The 19,735-nt window shown below is 36.9% G+C and carries 15 protein-coding genes; 11 read left to right on the top strand and 4 right to left on the bottom strand.

Features of this window, described 5'->3' with window-relative positions:
* Positions 1–3 precede the first annotated feature (3 nt).
* The 8 genes from ORI89_RS08880 to ORI89_RS08845 all read left to right on the top strand — a co-directional run bounded on the left by ORI89_RS08880 (position 4) and on the right by ORI89_RS08845 (position 9,885).
* A complete protein-coding gene (locus tag ORI89_RS08880) occupies positions 4–132 on the top strand; it encodes a hypothetical protein (protein WP_268230108.1) in 129 nt (42 codons plus the stop codon).
* A gap of 61 nt (positions 133–193) precedes the next feature.
* Positions 194–1,117, top strand: a complete 924-nt coding sequence (locus ORI89_RS08875; protein WP_268230107.1) for a dihydrodipicolinate synthase family protein — start codon at positions 194–196, stop codon at positions 1,115–1,117.
* Entirely contained in the window at positions 1,110–2,243 is a 1,134-nt protein-coding gene (locus ORI89_RS08870) for a kelch repeat-containing protein (protein WP_268230106.1), read from the top strand. Before ORI89_RS08875 ends, ORI89_RS08870 begins: the two co-directional genes overlap by 8 nt.
* Positions 2,244–2,267: 24 nt before the next feature.
* Positions 2,268–3,515, top strand: coding sequence for an MFS transporter (locus ORI89_RS08865; protein WP_268230105.1), 1,248 nt, complete (start codon positions 2,268–2,270; stop codon positions 3,513–3,515).
* Positions 3,505–5,583, top strand: coding sequence for a GDSL-type esterase/lipase family protein (locus ORI89_RS08860; RefSeq protein ID WP_268230104.1), 2,079 nt, complete (start codon positions 3,505–3,507; stop codon positions 5,581–5,583). The genes ORI89_RS08865 and ORI89_RS08860 overlap by 11 nt, the downstream gene beginning before the upstream one ends.
* Before the next feature lie 4 nt (positions 5,584–5,587).
* Positions 5,588–6,775, top strand: coding sequence for an AGE family epimerase/isomerase (locus ORI89_RS08855; protein WP_268230103.1), 1,188 nt, complete (start codon positions 5,588–5,590; stop codon positions 6,773–6,775).
* The gene (locus ORI89_RS08850; protein WP_268230102.1) at positions 6,772–8,706 is read left to right on the top strand and encodes a beta-N-acetylhexosaminidase; all 1,935 of its coding nucleotides are present in this window, start codon (positions 6,772–6,774) and stop codon (positions 8,704–8,706) included. The genes ORI89_RS08855 and ORI89_RS08850 overlap by 4 nt, the downstream gene beginning before the upstream one ends.
* An 18-nt stretch (positions 8,707–8,724) precedes the next feature.
* Positions 8,725–9,885: a sialidase family protein gene (locus ORI89_RS08845; protein ID WP_268230101.1), complete on the top strand. Its 1,161-nt coding sequence runs from the start codon at positions 8,725–8,727 to the stop codon at positions 9,883–9,885.
* An 85-nt stretch (positions 9,886–9,970) separates the two neighbouring features.
* Here the strand turns inward: ORI89_RS08845 and ORI89_RS08840 are convergent, their stop codons facing one another.
* The 4 genes from ORI89_RS08840 to ORI89_RS08825 all read right to left on the bottom strand — a co-directional run bounded on the left by ORI89_RS08840 (position 9,971) and on the right by ORI89_RS08825 (position 13,977).
* Positions 9,971–10,843: a DMT family transporter gene (locus ORI89_RS08840; protein WP_268230100.1), complete on the bottom strand. Its 873-nt coding sequence runs from the start codon at positions 10,841–10,843 to the stop codon at positions 9,971–9,973.
* 268 nt (positions 10,844–11,111) lie between these two features.
* A complete protein-coding gene (locus tag ORI89_RS08835; RefSeq protein WP_268230098.1) occupies positions 11,112–12,059 on the bottom strand; it encodes an MlaD family protein in 948 nt (315 codons plus the stop codon).
* A 65-nt stretch (positions 12,060–12,124) separates the two neighbouring features.
* Positions 12,125–12,997, bottom strand: a complete 873-nt coding sequence (locus tag ORI89_RS08830; RefSeq protein WP_268230097.1) for an N-acetylmuramoyl-L-alanine amidase family protein — start codon at positions 12,995–12,997, stop codon at positions 12,125–12,127.
* A gap of 62 nt (positions 12,998–13,059) precedes the next feature.
* Positions 13,060–13,977, bottom strand: coding sequence for an N-acetylmuramoyl-L-alanine amidase family protein (locus ORI89_RS08825; protein WP_268230096.1), 918 nt, complete (start codon positions 13,975–13,977; stop codon positions 13,060–13,062).
* 137 nt (positions 13,978–14,114) lie between these two features.
* Here ORI89_RS08825 and ORI89_RS08820 point away from each other — a divergent pair, with 137 nt between their 5' ends.
* The 3 genes from ORI89_RS08820 to ORI89_RS08810 all read left to right on the top strand — a co-directional run bounded on the left by ORI89_RS08820 (position 14,115) and on the right by ORI89_RS08810 (position 19,729).
* Positions 14,115–16,736 (top strand): putative LPS assembly protein LptD, encoded by a 2,622-nt coding sequence (locus ORI89_RS08820; RefSeq protein ID WP_268230095.1) that lies wholly within the window; start codon positions 14,115–14,117, stop codon positions 16,734–16,736.
* 263 nt (positions 16,737–16,999) lie between these two features.
* Positions 17,000–18,244, top strand: a complete 1,245-nt coding sequence (locus ORI89_RS08815) for a competence/damage-inducible protein A (protein WP_268230094.1) — start codon at positions 17,000–17,002, stop codon at positions 18,242–18,244.
* 117 nt (positions 18,245–18,361) lie between these two features.
* A complete protein-coding gene (locus ORI89_RS08810; protein ID WP_268230093.1) occupies positions 18,362–19,729 on the top strand; it encodes a dihydrolipoamide acetyltransferase family protein in 1,368 nt (455 codons plus the stop codon).
* The last annotated feature ends 6 nt before the right edge of the window (positions 19,730–19,735 follow it).

The following is a 19,735-nucleotide window of genomic DNA, read 5'->3' as shown; positions in this document are numbered from 1 at the left end:
TTTATGAAAAAGTATAGAATAGAGGAGCGAGAAGTATACGCTCTTCATTCCTGCATTTTAGGAACAACCAAAATAGACGAATCGTATAATAAATATAGGAAAAAAATAATGCTTACTGTAAGCATTGCATGAGTTTGTTACAGTAGGTTTTGATATTTTATAAAACAGAAAAAAAACAGCAAATTAAAGATACATGAAACATATTAAAGGCTTAATAGCTGCTCCCTTTACTCCTTTCCATAGCGACGGTGAGTTAAATCTTGATCTGATCCCTTCTTATTATTTACTTTTAAAAGCAAATAATGTCACAGGAGCGTTCATTTGTGGCTCTACAGGCGAAGGTGTTTCTTTAACTTTTGATGAAAAAGTACAGGTTTTAAAAGCATGGACAACATTAACTAAAAATGATGACGACTTTTCTTTAATGTTTTTTTTAGGAGGGACGAATATCAAAGAGTGTAAAGAATTAGCAACTATTGCCGAACAAGAAGGTGCCGATGCAATTTCATTTACGTCTCCTTACTATTTTAAACCAGCTAATATAAAACAACTCGCTCTATGTTGTGCAGAAGTTGCTTCTGCAGCTCCAAACACGGCTTTCTATTATTACCACATTCCTGTATTAACAGGAGGAGATTATGCTATGATCGATCTACTTAAAGAAGTAGATACATTGGTACCCACGTTTGTAGGGATCAAATATACACATGAAGATTTTATGGATTTTTTATCCTGTTTAAACTATAATAATAGAAAGTATGACATGTTGTGGGGGCGTGATGAGAATATGTTGTCTGCATTAGTACTTGGAAGTAAAGGTGCGGTAGGAAGCACATACAATTATGCAGCACCTTTGTATCACGGACTTATTGCTGCCTTCGAAAAAGGGGACTTAGAAATAGCAAATAACTTGCAACAGAAAGCAATTGACATGATCACTCTTTTAGGGAAGTATGGAGGAATTGCAACTGGCAAAGCTTATATGAAACTTATAGATTTAGATTGTGGAGAATTTAGGCTTCCAGTAGCCAATATGGACGGGAGTAGCTTTGAGTTATTTAAAAGTGAGGTGAAAGAATTAGGCTTCGACAAGTTCAAATCTACATACGATGCCTAATCGTTCTCTAATATTTATTTTATCTATTCTGCTGGTTTCTTGTAAAAGTAATCTGCAGAATATTAGTATAGTTTGGAATGTAGCGACGGAATTACCTCCCACTGATCAAAAGCCAAACATCGGCATTGCCGGTCCTATAACGGGCTTAATAGGAGATCATCTTTTAGTAGCAGGGGGCGCTAATTTTCCAGATGGAGCACCTTGGGATGGAGGTGAAAAAAAATACCAAAAAGAAGCTTTTCTATATCGGTTATCTGGGGATACTATATTGTTAGATAGTACTTTTACATTGCCTCAGGCACTAGCTTATCCAGCAAATGTATCACAAGATGGGGTGTTATATTCAGCAGGAGGAGAAGATATATTGGGTGCAATTGGTGAGGTATATGCTTATCAATTCGATAAGCAAAATCAATTAAAAGTTAATGAATTACCAAGACTTCCTATTCCATTGAGTAATGCTAGTATGGTGTACATTAATGCAACCCTATATCTAATTGGTGGTGAAAATAATGATATTGTTTCTAATAAGATTTATAAGCTAGATATGTCTCAGTCTGGACAAGAATGGACACCATGGTTGGAATTGCCCTACGCTTTGACACATGCGGTTGCGCTTGCAGGAACTAATGAAACAATCATCATTATGGGGGGGCGGAAACGAAATAGAGGAGACAAAAGTACAATCTACGACCGTGTTCTTTCTATAGATAGTAAGGATAAGTCGCTTAGATATTTACCTGAATTACCTTCTCCACTGGCAGCAGGTACTGGTGTCTGTACAAGTAATGGCGATTATATTTTGATTGGAGGGGATGATGCTTCTACGTTTCATCTTGCCGAACAGATAATCGCTGACATTTCAGCAGAGACCGATAGTATAAAGCGTGAAGCATTAATTTTAGAAAAAAGAAAAATACAACAGACGCATCCAGGCTTTCATAAAAATGTTTGGAGATTAAAATCAGAAACAGGCAAAGAATGGCAGTTAATTTCTGAGCTGACTGTACAAAGTCCAGTGACAACAACCGCTATTAAGTGGAAAGATTATATTATTATTCCAAGTGGAGAAATAAGGGCTGGCGTGCGAACAGCAAATATATTAAGCGGTCAGTTAATACAATAAAAAAAGCCGACCGATAAACTGATAATGATGATAAAACAATTAGGTGAACAAAAATATTATCCTTGGGTTGTAGTAGGATTGCTGTGGATTGTAGCTTTACTCAATTATATGGATCGACAAATGCTATCGACGATGAAATCTGCTATGGAGATCGATATCGTCGAACTGCAGCAGGCGGAAGCATTTGGTTTTTTGATGGCTATATTTCTATATATATATGCTGTGATGAGTCCTGTAGCGGGAGTTATTGCAGACCGCATTAACAGAAAATGGCTTATCGTCGGGAGTTTGTTTGTGTGGTCGGCAGTTACTTATTCAATGGGCATTGTCAATACCTATAACGAACTCCTGGTTCTTCGTGCTCTTATGGGCGTTAGCGAAGCCTTGTATATCCCTGCAGCATTGGCTCTTATTGCAGATTACCATACAGGTAAAACCCGCTCTCTCGCTATCGGGATACATATGACAGGTTTATATATGGGGCAAGCTCTGGGGGGATTTGGAGCAACTGTAGCAGCCGATTATGGTTGGCACACAGCATTTCATTGGTTTGGACTAGTAGGTATTGGTTATGCTGTCATATTGACCTTTACCTTATTTGAAAAAAGAAGCGATTCTTTTACCGATAAAATCAAAAATACAGTAACCAAAACACCTGTAATAAAAGGCTTAACTCAATTATTCGGAACGATTACTTTTTGGGTCATTCTTTTTTACTTTGCCGCTCCCAGTTTACCGGGCTGGGCTATCAAAAACTGGATTCCAACCCTATTCTCTGAGAATCTTGCTATTCCTATGTCACAGGCGGGACCTATGTCTACGATTGCCATAGCAGCATCCTCATTCATAGGTGTAATCATTGGAGGAGTATTAAGTGATCGATGGGTGCTTAAAAATGTAAAAGGAAGAATATATACAGGGGCGATCGGACTCGGATTAACGATTCCTTCCTTAATATTGTTAGGTTTTGGAACAACCACAGTTCCGGTAGTTGGAGCAGCTATATTATTTGGTATTGGTTTCGGCATGTTTGACACCAATAACATGCCTATACTTTGTCAATTTGTCCCGAGCAGACTGAGAGCAACTGCCTATGGTTTTATGAATATGGCAGGTGTATTTGCAGGCGCAGGAGTAACTCAAGTATTAGGTAGATTTAAAGACGAAGGGAATTTCAATATCGGTTTTGCCACTTTATCAGCATTTGTATTAATTGCTATCCTACTTCAGTTGATTGTATTAAGGCCAAAAGTAATTGATTATGAAGATTGAATTTTTGCTTGCTATATTTATCACGTTATTTCTTTCCGCTTTTTACAAAAATGGGCTTTCTCAAATAAAAGTAGGTTGTATAGGCGACTCTGTAACCAAAGGTTATGGAATAAAGGGAGCTGGTAATAGCTACCCTGAACAATTGCAGGCTTTATTAGGAACGGAATACCTAGTTGGCAATTTTGGACATAGCGGAGCTACCTTGTTAACCAAAGGGCATAACCCTTATATACAAACAAAGGAATATAGAGAAGCCCTAGAATTTGCTCCAGATATTATAGTTGTAGCCTTAGGGCTTAATGATACAGATCCTAGAAATTGGCCGAATTATTCAACTGAATTTGAAAAAGATTATAGCACACTTATTGATCAATTTCGAAAAGTTAACCCTACCGTAGAAGTTTATGTTTGCTTACTGACTCCTATATTTTCTGGCCATCCACGCTTTTTATCAGGTACACGAGATTGGTTTGATTCTATTCAAATTTTAATTCCAAAGATCGCACAAGCTAATGGGGCTGAATTAATAGACAACCATAGCCCTTTGTCGGCAAGAATAGATTTATTTGATGATTTCTTACATCCGAATGCAAAAGGTGCAAATATAATTGCTAACCAAGTTGCTAAAGTGTTGGTAGGTACTGAGCAAATTCTAACTGTAGATCAGACATTAGGTTCTAACATGGTTTTGCAAAGAGATAGACCCAACAAGATTTTTGGAGTTGGTACTACAGATAAAATAGTTACTATAACTTTTGATGGAAAAACACTAAATACTACTGTCGATACTTACGGCAATTGGTGTGTAGAAATTCCTTCAAAAAAAGCAGGAGGTCCTTACACAATCAGTGTTCAGTGTAATAATGAAAGTGTAATCTTAGACAATATCTTATTTGGCGATGTTTATCTAGCATCCGGACAATCCAACATGGCTTTCCCTGTCCGCGCTTCAAAGGGCGGAGCTGAAACCATTGACAAAGCAGATAAATATCCTTTAATCCGTCTGTTTAAAGCAAAAAATTTAGCCGAAACTACCAACGTAGTCTGGGACTCAACTACACTCCAAAAGGTAAATGATCTTAATTATTTTTCTGGAAACTGGCAAGTCTCTTCAAGTATGTCTGCTGCAAGTTTTTCGGCAGTAGCTTATTCTTTTGCTGAAGAAATATTTTTAGATCAAGATATACCTATTGGTATAGTAGATATATCTGTTGGCGGCTCTAATACAGAGTCTTGGATTCCTAGAGAAGTATTGGAAAATGACAACCTATTGGCTAGCTATATACACTCTTGGCGAACCTCAGACTTTATACAAGACTTTTGTCGAAAACGAGGCGCTGAAAATCTAGCATTATCATCTGTCAAAAATGCACGCCATCCTTATGCTCCTGCATATAACTTTGAAGCAGGTGTGAGCTCCTGGGTACATACGGTTTTTAAAGGTGTTTTATGGTATCAAGGCGAAAGTAATGCACACAATGTAGAGCTGCATGACCATTTATTTGCTAAGCTAGTCTCATCATGGAGAGAATTTTTTGGGCAGGAAGACTTGCCTTTTTATTTTGTTCAATTATCTAGTATAGAGCGTCCCTCATGGCCTGTTTTCAGGGATCACCAACGAATGCTTGTGGAAAATATGTCAGGGGTATATATGGCAGTATCATCTGATATAGGGGATCCTACGGATGTACATCCTATCGAAAAGAAAATAGTGGGGCAACGTTTAGCTAATCTTGCTAAACAGCATACTTATGGTAGGGAAATTTTGGCAGATAGTCCAAAATTGACCGAAGTACAGCAAAATGGTACAGAATTAATATTAACCTTTTCTGCCTGCAAACAGTTAAAAACAAGAGGAGAGGAAGCTTTAAAAGGTCTTGAATTGATAGATGACAGAGGCTTCTTCCACCCTGTACAATCTGCAAAGATATACAAAAATCAGATTTCGATACCTTTACTTCCGATAGCTATTAAACATATAAGGTATGCATATACCCCCTATTCAACAGCAAATTTAGAAAATGAAGCAGGAACGCCTGTTTCGACATTTACATTTGAAATAAAGTAATATAATGTACACTCACAAAGAATTGGAAGATTTAGCTTCCTTTTATAAAGATCAATTGACTAATGACACGGTTCCATTTTGGTTTCCTCGATCCTATGATAAGGAGCATGGCGGCTATCTATTGATGAGAGATCAAGATGGTTCATTAATCGACACGGATAAAGCAGTTTGGATACAGGGACGTGCCTGTTGGTTATTAGCCACTTTGTATAACACCGTAGAAGCGAGGCAAGAATGGCTGGATGGTGCGAGACTCGGTTATGAATTTTTACGTGACAAGTGTTTTGACGATACAGGTAAAATGTACTTTCATGTAGATCAGACCGGTGCCCCTATTCGGATGCGGCGTTACTTCTTTTCTGAGACATTTGCAGTTATTGCTTTTGCAGCATATGCAAAAGCCTCGGGCGATGAAGAAGCTGCCAGACTTTCTAGAGAGATCTTTGGAACCTGTTTGGAATATGCCAATGGAACAAGGAAAATGACTCCTAAATACGAAAGCACACGACCGAGTAAAGGGATAGGCATTCCAATGATTATGATCAATACTGCACAGCAGCTAAGAGAGACAATAGGTGACCCACGCTGTGATAATGCAATTGCAGGTTGGATCACAGAAATTGAAGAGAACTTTGTCAAAGATGATATCCGCTGCGTAATGGAGCAAGTAGCCCCTGATGGCAGTATTATCGATCATATTGATGGAAGAACACTCAATCCCGGACATGCTATAGAGGGAGCTTGGTTTGTACTACATGAAGCGCAATATCGAAGTAATGATCCAAAACTGATCGATTTGGCTTGTCGTATGCTTGATTACATGTGGGATAGAGGATGGGATCAAGAGCATGGCGGCATCTTGTATTTCAGGGATGTGTATAATAAACCTGTGCAAGAATATTGGCAAGACATGAAATTCTGGTGGCCACAGAATGAAACTATTATTGCTACCTTACTAGCCTATCTCATGACAGGTGATAAAAAATATGCCGATCGTCACAGAAAGATTCATGATTATGCGTATAGCCATTTTCACGACCCCAAGAATGGCGAATGGTTTGGATACCTACATCGCGATGGTTCAATAGCTCAAACAGCTAAAGGCAATATGTTTAAAGGCCCCTTTCATTTGCCTAGACAAGAATGGTACTGCTGGACAATTCTGAATAATTTTATAAAAAATAAAAGATGATACGGTTTTTATTATTGTTTATTTATTTGCAACTAGCTGTGATTTCAGTAGCACAACAAGCATTCATTCCTATGCCTCAAGATGTGAGTTGGCAAAAAGGAGTAGTAAATCTTAGGAAAGGTGTAAATATTATAAATAAGGGGGGGACACAGCGGGAGCTCCGATTTCTTAGAGGCATACTAGATAACTGGAAAGTATCGGAACAAAAGCATACTAAACAAACTTTCCCTCTCGTATTGGAATTACTTACTAATTCTGAATCAATTGCAGCAGAAGGTTATAATCTTACAATTGATAAGGAAAGCTTACACTTACAAGCTAGTACGGCCGCTGGGTTGTTTTATGGTCTTCAAACACTTCGTCAACTGGAAGTTAAAGATCAAAAACTTCCCTTTTTAGAAATTAGAGATCAACCTGCTTTCTCTTGGCGTGCATTTTTATTAGACGTAGGACGCAATTATCAACCGATGGATATGCTTAAAGAGCAGATAGATGTAATGGCACAATATAAGCTCAATGTATTGCACTTTCACTTTACAGAGGATATTGCTTGGCGACTCGTTAGCCAAAAATATCCAGGCTTAACCGATGCCGGTACAATGACGCGTTGGGTAGGAGAGTATTATAGTGATGCTGAATTTAGGGAACTGATTGCCTATTGCAAGGATAGACATATCCAACTACTGCCAGAAATCGATATGCCAGGACATAGTGCTGCATTTACACGCTTTTTTGGTGTAGATATGCAATCTGATTCTGGAATGTATTACATTAAAGAGCTTTTGTCTGAGTTTAGGAATAACTATCCAGAGCTCGAGATGCTACATATAGGCGGTGATGAAGTGAAAATAACAAATAATAATTTCATGCCTGAAATAACACGCTATGTAGAACAACTAGGGTATAAAACTAGTGTAGGCTGGTCACCGGGCAGTAATTTGAAGTCTCAGACCTGGCGACAGCTTTGGATGGGAGGTCCTGAGGTAATAAAAGAAATAGGAGATATCCGATATATAGACTCAAAACATCTATATATCAATCATATGGATCCTTTAGAGACGGTTACAACATTATTTCATCGACAAATAGGTGGGCAAAATCAAGAACATACCAATCTTTTAGGAGCTACATTATGTTCTTGGCCTGATCGTGCTGTAAGCAATCCGATAGACATGTTTTATCAGTCTGCGCTTTATCCTTCAATTCTGGCTTTTGCTGAACGTACATGGCGAGGAGGTGGTTTAGAACATTGGGTTTGTAATATTATGCCTAATGATACAAAAGAATACACCGCTTTTAAAGAGTTTGAAGGGCGCCTTTTGACACACAAGTCTCTTTATTTTGAACAGAAACCCTTCCCTTACATAAAGCAAACAGATTTAATTTGGGAATTAGTTGGCCCATATAATAATGAGGGAGATTTGAGTTGTAGTTTTGAAATAGAACATGATCCTTATGATAAGAATGTTCAGGTGTCAAAAACAGTAGAGGGAGGAACAATCATCCTTAGACATTGGTGGGCAGATATATTGCAGGGTGCAATTGATCTCCCTCAAGATAGTACGACTTGGTATGCACGCACTAAAATTTGGAGTGACCAGGCAAGAACGGGTTCTTTTTGGGTTGGATTTGACAACCTTTCACGTTCCTATGCAAGTGATTCGCCAGAGAGGCATGCTTGGGACAATCGTCAGAGCAAACTTTGGGTAAATTTAAAAGAGATCAACCCGCCAGTTTGGAAACAACCAGGGTTAAAAGGAGATTTAGAAAAACCTTTATTAGACGAAGGTTATTCGTTTAGAGAACCTACATTTATATCCTTAAAAAAAGGATGGAACGAAGTATTAATAAAATTACCAGTAAAGAGTTTTAAAGGTAGAAGTTGGGATAATCCTATCAAATGGATGTTCACTTTCGCACCTATAGATTGATTAAAATTAAAGTAGAAAATGAAAAAGCTAATTTTTACATTGATTGTTATTACAACAATCTTTGGGGGACATGCCCAAGAAGTAACTGTATTTAAGTCTGGTGAAGATGGCTACAAAAGCTATCGTATCCCAGCCATGGTAAAAAATAAGAATGGAGATATTATTGCGTTTTCAGAAGGTCGTGTAGATCACGCTGGAGATTATGGCAATGTAAACATTGTTTATAAAATTAGTAAAGATAATGGTAAAACATGGGGTGCACTACAGGTGGCTGCTAAAAATGAAAAATTACAGGCCGGTAATCCTGCTCCTGTGGTCGACGTATATGATCCGGTTTATCCTGAAGGACGAATTTTCTTATTTTATAATACAGGAAACAATCATGAAGGAGAAGTGAGGAAAGGGAATGGATTGCGGGAGTTATGGTACATAACATCTACAGATGGTGGTCAATCGTGGAGCCAACCTGTCAATATTACCACACAGGGGCACCGTCCGAATCAACCTAACATCAATTCTGATTACAACTTTAAAGAAGATTGGAGGGCTTTTGCTAATACTCCCGGGCACGCTGTACAGCTAGGTGATGGTCCATACAAAGGACGTATTTACATACCTTCCAACCATTCAGAGGGCAATCCAAAAGATGCTGGGAGAGACTATTTTGCAAATGCTTATTATTCGGACGACCATGGTCAAACTTTTAAGATTGCTGAAACTATACCTTTTGAAGGAGGAAATGAAACGATGGCCGCTCAGGTTTCTGATACAGAATTGTATATGAATACCAGAAATCAGCAAGGAAATATAAAAAGCCGTATTGTAAGTTATTCTAGTGATGGGGGGGCAACTTGGGATACTACTACTTATGACCTTGCTTTACCTGATCCTGTGAATCAAGGCAGTACGTTGTCATGGAAAGACGGTTCAAACTATATTTTAGCAGTCTGTAATGCAGCAGATGAACAAAAACGAGATAATCTTACCGTGCGTTTATCAAGAGATAAGGGAAAGACTTGGTTTTTTAATAAGGTGATAGCTAAGTCTCCTGAAGGATACAAAGGAGATTATAGTGCTTATTCTGATTTAGTGCTATTGGGGACAGAGTCGATAGGTGTGCTATATGAAAAGGATAATTATAAGAGTATTGTTTTTGTGCCCATCTCTATTACTGAATAGTTATTATGCTTATAACAACATCATAGGGAATTCGTTAGAACTTATTACTGACTATGTCCAGACATAGTCAGTAATCTATCAAGTTTTAAGAGGTAGTTTTTTTACTTACCATGTAGGCCTGTAGAAGTACAGATATTACGACAAAAGATAGGCCTATATAAAAAGAAAATCCTACTTCTTTACTTTCGCCGAAAAATAAAAAAGCTATGATTATGGCATAAATGGGTTCTAGGTTCATACTGAGGTTTGCTGTAAATGCTGATATTTCTTTAAAAGCTTCGGTAAGTAAAATATATGTCAATACTGTTGACAAGGAAGCAAGTACTAATAAATATGAAATATCCTTTAAATCAGGGAACAGCTTTTCTGATGGAAAAAAAAATAGATAAACAGGAAGTGTCAAACCCAATCCGATTGTTCCGCCTATCATTTGGTAATAGTTTATGAGTTTGCTATCATAGTGATTTGCCCACCGTTTATTGTAGATAGAATATAGTGTATAAAATAACGGTGAAATAATACCTAATGTTATTCCTAAACGGTATGATGAGTCAAAGTGAAAAATGAGACTTACTCCAAGAAGAGTTAGTATACTCAGTAGAACGTCAGATATTCGGAAGGGACTTTTATTAAGAATAGGCTCTAGAAAGGCAGTGAAGAAACTTGCCATACAAAAGCAAACTACACCTATAGAAATATTAGAATACTTAATCCCAGCAAAGAAAAAGACCCAAGAAAATGTTAGAAGTATGCCTGTTTGCGCAATTTTTGCCTTTTCTTTAAAATGGAGAGCTTGAGTTACTTTAAAGTGCTTTAAGATAAAGAATAGAATTATAGCTGAAAAGAGCACTCGGTAAAAAGTAAGAAGTCCTTCATTGAGTGATATAATCTTTCCAAAAACTGGAGAAAGACCAAGGAGTAGCACTGCACCGTGCAAATATATATATGCTTTGTTCATTAAGAATTGTCTTTAATATTTAATAGTAAGATGGAGGCATAGTAACTCTAGCATCAATATGTATGGATGCGTGTTACAACCTTTATATTTCCATGAAATATTAAACTATTGGAGGAGGAAGACAACCCTTAATATTCATTTTTGTGCTTTTAATGTGAAAATCAAATATAGTTAAAATTTACTGATAGTTATAAGGTGTTAAAAGTAATAAAGATAATAGCCCATTTTTATATAAAAATGGGCTATTATGCTAGAATATTAATGAAGACTATTTTGTGTCTTTTTTTCCAAATATGCTTAATCTAATATACCGACCAGGTCTTTCTTTTAGATCTTTAATGAGATCGTCCAATTCTTTAGTTGAGCTGTTTAAATTGTTGTAAAGTTGATCGTCGTTCAAGAGTAGGCCTATTGTTCCTTCTCCACTACTTATTTTAGCAGTTATGACCTGTACATCTTTCATGACTTGGTTCGCATTATCTATTGTTGCTTTAATTTCTGTTTTTGAAAGATCTTCTGATAAGTTGTCAAGATTTGCTAATATTTTTTCTATTTTGTCGTTATTGTTTTTAAAGTTATTTGTGATAGACTCTAAGTTCTGCATAATTTTAGCGAATCGTAATTTCTCAGATCCCATTAATCCTTCGACATCACTTGTGATTTTTTCCATATTACCCAGCGAAACTGATATACTGTGTAAACTGCTTTTAAAATCACGTTGAAACTCATCGTCTAGCGCTGTGTTGATAGCTGATAAAACAGAATCTAGTTTGACTACTAAGTTTTCAACTTTCTGTTGTAAAGGCTCTACTTTTTCTAGTAAATTTGCTTGCACATCTGATAAAAGTGGATCTCCGTCATTTGCCATTGTTTTACTGCTTCCTAATTCGAAGACGATAGCTTTACTGCCCAATAAGTCTGCGCTGACTATACGTGCAACAGTATTGGATGGAATTTGATAAGTTGATTTTATTTTGAAGTGAGTCCGTATTTTTCCGGTTTCCATTAAAGTGAGCTTTGATACTCGACCAATTTGATATCCGTTGACAACAACAGGTTTGGATACGGATAATCCATCTACATTGTCATAATCCGTGTAAAATTCGTTCTCGCTATTGAATACATCATTTCCTTTTAAAAAATTGTAGCCAATGAACAATAATGCTAAGGCTACTGCGGTAATGATTCCTACTTTTGTTTCGTTTGTTATTTTCAAAATATATGTGTGAGATGAATTATATTTCCTTTTTGTTTTATTAACAATCTAAATCTACTAAAAGTTTATCGATCTGTAGTGGTTTTGTAGGTTTTTATTGCATTGAACAAATTATTTACAATTTCTTTCTGACCATAATCAGACAACATAAAGTCTTCTTCGTCTGGATTGCTGATAAAACCTATCTCGGTAAGAACTGCAGGCATACCCGCAGTAGCTAGTACCGCTAAAGATAATTCTAAGACACCTCTATCTCTACGTCCCGATGCTTTATATGTTTCCTGCATATAGGATGCTAGTTTTATACTTTCACGCCTGTATTGATTTTTCATGAGTTGGAAAACAATCATACTTGATGGATCATTAGGATCAAAACCTCCGTAATTTTCTTTATAGTTTTCCTCTAATAAAATAGATGCGTTTTCCCGTATGGCCGCATCTTGTTGTGCTAATCTGTTGAATCCGCTGACTATAGTTTCTGTTCCTACTGCTGTTCTATTAGGGACTTTACTCGTTACCCATCGGCCACGACTGTTTTTTTTGCGAACTGTGCTTGTCCCACCTGAATTACAATGGATAGAAATAAAAAGTTCTGCTTTGGCTTCGTTTGCCACAGCAGGGCGTTGGTATAAAGGTATGAAAACGTCTGTAGTACGTGTGTAAATTACCTTTGTGTCCGGCATTTCTTTTTCGATTTTCGCACCTAATTTTAATGTGACTTGTAAAGCTACATCCTTTTCTTTTGATTTTCGACCAACTGCTCCAGAATCATGCCCTCCATGTCCAGCATCGAGAACAATAGTTTTAACTTTCTGTGCTTTGGTTCCTTGTTCAATTGTTGGGTCTTTAGGTGTAAAACTGCTTGTTAAGAAAGTAACAGAGAGTAGGATCGAAAAAAATCTTAATCGAGTGTACGGAGTATTTTTATTTGTGTTCAAAACTGTCATTACTATTTAAATTATCTCGGATTTTTTTGAAATCTGAGATTCTAGGATTGAAATTAAATTTTTAAATGTTCTTTATACATTTTTATAGCATTTGTCAGGTTTTGAGCAATTTCTTCCTGACCTTTAGCTGAAAGCATGTACTCTTCTTCTTCTGGACTACTTATAAAACCAATTTCAGTTAGTACTGCGGGCATTGTGGCTTTAGATAATACAGCCAGACCCTGCTCTTTGACCCCTCGATCAATTTTAGCACTTTTCACATATTGCCCTTGTATGAGCGATGCTAATTTAATACTTTCTCGGCGATATTGATTACGCATTAATTGGAAAATAATATAACTTGAAGGATCGCTGGGGTTGAAATCGGAAAAATCTTCTTTATAATTGTCTTCTAGCAGTAAATCGGCGTTTTCACGTATAGCAACATCCTGTTCGGCCATACGATGAAACCCTAGGACTAGGGTTTCGGTGCCTCTAACCTTTGGATTTCGGCGAACGGAATTTACATATTTTCCGTTTTTGTTGCGAACGCGTATATCTACATCGGCTGAATTGGCATGAATGGAGATGAAAATATTCGCTTTATTTTTATTAGCAAGTTGTATTCTTGATAGAAATGTTACATCAATATCTGTAGTTCGGGTTAGTAGAACTTTTGCATTGGGAATTTGTGCTTCTAATAGAGTCTTTAGTTTTTTTGAAATGTCTAGTACAATGTCTTTTTCTGTAGATTTTCTGCCTTTAGCCCCGATTTTTCCTCCTCCATGCCCAGGATCAATAACAATAATATAGGGCTCATTGATTGAGAGACCTTTTGTTGCAGCTGATATATTGTAAATGGCAGCTACAAAGAATAACAATAAGAGAGTGAATTTTTTTTTAATGATTCTTAATTTGCTTTCTCTTTCTATATGCATAATATTTTGAAATAATTCTGCTCCTATAAGTAACGTGAAATAGTGTGAAATCATATATTTAGTTATTCCGTCAATTACTTCACTGTTTCTAAATGTTTTTTGACTATTTTTGCTCGAATAGGACTATTTGCACACAAAAATAACATTCATAATTAACATTGAAGGCGTTAACTTGTTTTTTCTCTAGTTTCTTGTTTATTTTTATAAGCTTTGCAGCTTTAAATGCTCAAGTTATAACACCTGCAGATAAGAAATCTAGTATCGTACCAGATACTACTGTGTCGTCGGCTGATACAATAGGAAATCATTTAAAAGAGACTACGGGACAGGATACTGTTCAAGTGAAAAATAAAGAGGGACTGGAGACGGTTGTCACTATTGTGGCAAATGATTCGTCCTGGAATCAAGTTGATAAAAATGTTTTACATTTATACAAAGGGGCGAAGGTAAAGTATGAAACTTTTGAGTTGGCTGCTGACTACATTCGTTTAGATCGGAACACGAATCAATTGTTTGCGAGTGGTGTGATTGATCATAATGGGAAGTACGTAGGCCGCCCTGTCGTGATTTTTCCGGGAGATAGTCCAAAGACGGTTGACTCCCTCTTATATGACTATAAAAGTCAAGAAGGGAATACGTACGGGATCATGACAGAGGAAGATGGTGCTTATATACAGGCGAGAGTGGTACGTAAAAATTTATATGATGAGCTCTCTTTGCAGCGAGGTATGTATAGTACGTGTAATTTACCTTATCCTTATACACATTTTGGTATTAATTTTACAAAAGGACTTGCTGCTAAAAACCATATTATAGTCGGCCCCGCACATTTGGTGATTGAAAATATTCCAATAAAGTTTTTAGCGATTCCTTTTGGTTTCTTTCCGCGAACAAATAAACGATCTTCTGGTTTTTTATTTCCGTCATTTGGAGAAGATGCTACGCGGGGTTTTGCGATACGTGATGCAGGTTGGTATTTAGCTTTTAGTGATTATTGGGATTCTGAAATTAGAGGTACCTTATATTCAAAAGGATCTTGGGAAACGAATATACGTACAAACTATCTAGTGAATTATAAATATAGTGGAGGCTTTACTGTCCGTTATGCACGTACAAAATCGGGTGTAGAAGGGACGGATAATTATGGTTCTGATACTGACTTTAATGTAACATGGAACCATACACAGCGTCAAGAAGCTAATCCTGGGACATCATTTTCAGCCTCGGTCAATTTTGCTACACGATCTTATTTTAAGAATACGGGGATGAATCAGCACAATAGTATACGGGATTTAACACAAAATAATATGTCTTCGTCTATTGCTTATGGTAAAGTGTTTGCTGATGGTAAGGTTAACTTTACGACTAATATGAGCCATAGGCAAGATATGACAACGGGAAAGGTAGATTTAGAATTACCATCATTTAATTTGAACGTAGCAACATTCAATCCATTTGATTCTAAAGATCGTGTAGGTGAGCAAAAATGGTATCAGCGTATAACGGTTGGGTATAGTTTACAAGGGCGTAATACGATAAGTACGGGTGATTCTATTCTGTTTAAAAAAGAATCATTAAAGAATTTTACGAACGGTTTTCAGCATAGTATCCCTGTAAGCTTGAGCTTAAATGCATTTAAACATTTTCAATTTAATACGTCCGTTAACTATACGGAACGCTGGTATTTGCAGTCTATTCGTAAACGTTTGTTCAATGAGGTCGAGGGTTTTGGTGAAGCTAGAGATACGGTGCAGGGGTTTCGTCGTGCTTATGATTATTCTTTGTCAACAGGATTATCTACAAAGATATACGGTACGTATCCGAAAATTGGTAAAATAGAGGCACTAAGACATGTAGTGACCCCTTCTGTAAATTTTAATTATAGACCAGATTTTTCTGATCCCAAATATGGATTTTATAAAGAATTTGTTGATAAAGATGGTGTGTTAAGGAAGTATTCTGTATTTGAAGGTGCTATGTATGGTGGACCTGGTGCAGGGAAATCCATGGGGATTGGTTTTTCAATAGATAATAATATTGAGGCAAAGGTGAAGAATAAAAAGGATTCAACCGGAACAAATGCTGTTAAAAAGATACCTATTATTCAGGGATTGACTTTTAGTGGGAACTATAACTTCATGGCGGATTCGCTGAAGTTATCTACTATTAGCTTTTCGGGTAGGACATCTATTTTTAATGAAAAAATAAACTTAAATTTTAATGGTATTTTGGATCCCTATATTGTAAATGATGAAGGGATACGTATTGACCGTTTTGCACTTAAAGATGGGAAGTTAGCACGTTTAACTAATTTTGGGCTTTCTTTTGATTATAGTTTGAACCCTAGTGCAAATAAGAGCCGTAATGATAATATAGATTCTTTGCGTAACCAAATGTCTAACATGACGCCAGAACAGGCTCAGGCTTTGGCTAGAATCAGTACTGACCCGAATGCTTTCGTAGATTTTAATATTCCTTGGAATTTAAACGGTTCATTTAGTTTTAATTATAATAAGCAGTGGGATAATTCAAGGCAGGTGATGCGAAATAATATAACTGCAACTGTGAATTTGAATGGGGATTTTAATGTGACGCCGAAGTGGAAGGTGCAATTTAATACAGGGTATGATTTGCAGCAGAAGAAGCTTTCATTAACTAGATTTAATATATATCGGGATTTACATTGTTGGGATCTGTCGGTAGGATGGACTCCTTTTGGGCAATATCAGAGCTATAATATTACTATCCGGGCAAAAGCGTCTATATTACAGGATCTGAAGCTTACCAAAAGCCAAAGCCATTATAGGTACTAATCTTTTATCATGAAGTCGATTTAAGGTTTTATGAGCATAGTTCACTTGCTTCTAGTGAATAGTAAAAGTTTTATTTCTTTAGTAAGTATTTAAGCTATAGATAATAGCTTGCATTTAGTAGATTTATGAAGTGAAAATTCTTGTTAAGGTAGTTTTTATTTACATACTTTAGGTATAGCTATGCTAAGGTTTTATTGAAATTTGTTTAGTGTTAAGTTGGTCATTTTAGGGACAGCTCTTTGTGTTAAAAAATTATAGATGCTATGAAAGCAGAAATTATAACTATTGGTGATGAAATATTAAATGGGCAAATTGTTGATACGAACTCAGCGTGGATCGCTCAGCAGCTTGGTTTAGTGCAGGTATCTGTGGTGCAGATGAGTTCTATATCCGATAGGGAAGATATTATTTTAGGAGCTTTAAAACAAGCGTCGGAGCGAGCAGACCTTGTGATAGTGACAGGAGGTTTAGGACCTACGAAAGACGATGTAACTAGGCAGGCAATTTCTGTTTATTTTGAGAGTCCAATTGTTAGAAATTTGGAGGTTTTAAGGCACGTAGAAAGTATTTTTCAGCAATCAGGGCTTGGAGCAATGCCTTCTATGAATTTGAATCAGGCTGATGTATTAAGAGATGCGAAAATATTGTTTAATGATGTAGGAACAGCCCCGGGGATGTGGTTGGAAAAGAAATCTGTCTATTATGCTTTTTTGCCAGGTGTGCCATTTGAGATGAAATATCTGATTAAAAATAGGGTGATGCCGCTGCTTATTGAAGGTGATAAAAAAGAGATTATATATAATGCACATTTAATTACTGTTGGTATAGGGGAGTCGCATTTGGCAGAAAAGATTGCTGATTTAGAAGATTCTTTGCCATCTTACATTAAGTTGGCTTACTTGCCACGATTAGGTTTGGTGAGGTTGAGGTTTACAGCATCGGGTGTAGATGAAACTAAGGTTAAGGAAGAAACCGATAGGCAGGCTAGTCTTGTTGCTGAACGTTTGTCTGAATATGTTGTAGCTACAGAAGATGTCACCTTTGAGGAGGTTATTGTACGTGTGTTTTCGAAAAGTAAGTGTACGTTATCAACAGCAGAGAGTTGTACAGGAGGAGCTATTTCTGCAGCTATAACAGCAATTCCGGGAGCGAGTAATATGTTTGTAGGCGGAGCGGTTGTATATGCGAATAGAGCGAAATTGGATATACTGGATGTAGCTCCAAGTACGTTGGCAACTTATGGTGCTGTTAGTGAGGAAACGGTTTTAGAAATGGCATTAGGAGCGCAAAAGAAATTTGAAAGTGATTATGCTATTGCAACGAGTGGTGTTGCTGGGCCTGGGGGAGGTACGGATAAGAAACCTGTTGGTATGGTTTGTGTAGCTGTAGTAGGACCTCTAGGGAAAGAAGTAAAAACATTTTATTTTAAAAATGATCGATCTATAAATATCGAACGTACGGTCTCAGCAGCGTTACTAATGTTATGGAAAATGTTTAAAAAGCAGTAATCGCCTTTATTGAAGTATTATAATCTGATTTTATTTTGTTTTTTGATATTTAATTTTGTTTAGAGGTAATTAGAGGATTAAATGTTAATTTAGCAGAATCATTAAAGACTGAAACTTATGGCAATATATGAACTTGTACTCCCTAAGATGGGGGAAAGTGTTTCTGAAGCAACTATTACAAAATGGCTTAAGGGAATTGGTGATACAGTAAGTGAGGATGAGTCTATTGTTGAGGTAGCAACAGATAAAGTAGATTCAGATGTGCCTTCTCCAGTAAATGGTGAAATTATTGCTATTTTTTTTGAGGTAGATCAGGTCGCACAGGTTGGCGATGTCTTGGCACATATTGAAATTGAAGGTGATGGAGATACAAAAGAGAAGGCTGCGATTAATGTTACTTCACCAATAAATAATTTTAATGATGAAAATGTAGTGAATGATCATCGTGAAGATTGCACTGATCATGATATCATCCCAGGCACAGAGTTATTGGAAAAGAAAGAGGAAACAACGCAAGTTATTTATTCAATAAATCGTTTTTATTCGCCTTTAGTAAAAAGCATAGCGCAAGAAGAGGGTGTAACCCAGCAGGAATTGGAAGAAATTCGTGGAACAGGAGCTGAGGGGCGTGTAACAAAAGAAGATGTATTGAACTATATTAAGAACCGGACAGAAAAGCCTATAAATTACAGTGGAGAGCAGGTAGTTCATAAAGAACCAAGGGGGACTTTCGTTACTGATTCTGTAAAGTCTCAACAGGGAACTAGTAAGGGGGAAGGGGATGATATTATTGAAATGGATCGTATGCGGAAATTGATTGCCGATCATATGGTGCATAGTGTAAAGACGTCGCCACATGTAGCTTCTTTTGTAGAAGCTGATGTGACACATGTGGTAAATTGGAGGAATAGGGTGAAGGATGCTTATAAGAAGCGTGAAGGCGAGAATATTACGTTTACACCTATCTTTATCGAGGCTGTTAGTAAGGCTCTTAAAGATTTTCCTATGATTAATGTTTCAGTCGATGGGTATAATATTTTAAAGAAAAAAAATATTAATATTGGTATGGCAGCGGCTTTACCTACAGGTAATCTCATTGTGCCGGTTATTAAAAACGCAGATCAGCTTAGTCTGGTTGGTCTCAGTAAGGCTGTAAACGATATGGCAAATCGGGCAAGGAATAATCAGCTGAAACCAGACGATACGCAAGGAGGTACATTTACGTTTACAAATATTGGTGCTTTTGGAAATATTATGGGGGTGCCGATTATTAACCAGCCGCAGGCAGCAATTTTGGCTGTAGGAACTATCAAGAAGCGACCAGCAGTCTTAGAAACTGCAGATGGTGATGTGATTGCTATACGACATATGTTGTATTTGTCGCTTTCCTATGATCATCGGGTTATCGACGGGGCTTTAGGAGGAACGTTTTTAAAACGGGTCGCAGATTACCTAGAAAACTGGGATGTAAATAGAGAGATATAAAAATAT

Origin of the sequence: Sphingobacterium sp. UT-1RO-CII-1, assembly GCF_026711005.1 — a bacterium.
Taxonomy (GTDB): Bacteria; Bacteroidota; Bacteroidia; order Sphingobacteriales; family Sphingobacteriaceae; genus Sphingobacterium.
Note: the sequence above shows the minus strand (reverse complement) of the source record. Positions and strands in the feature narration are given on the sequence as shown.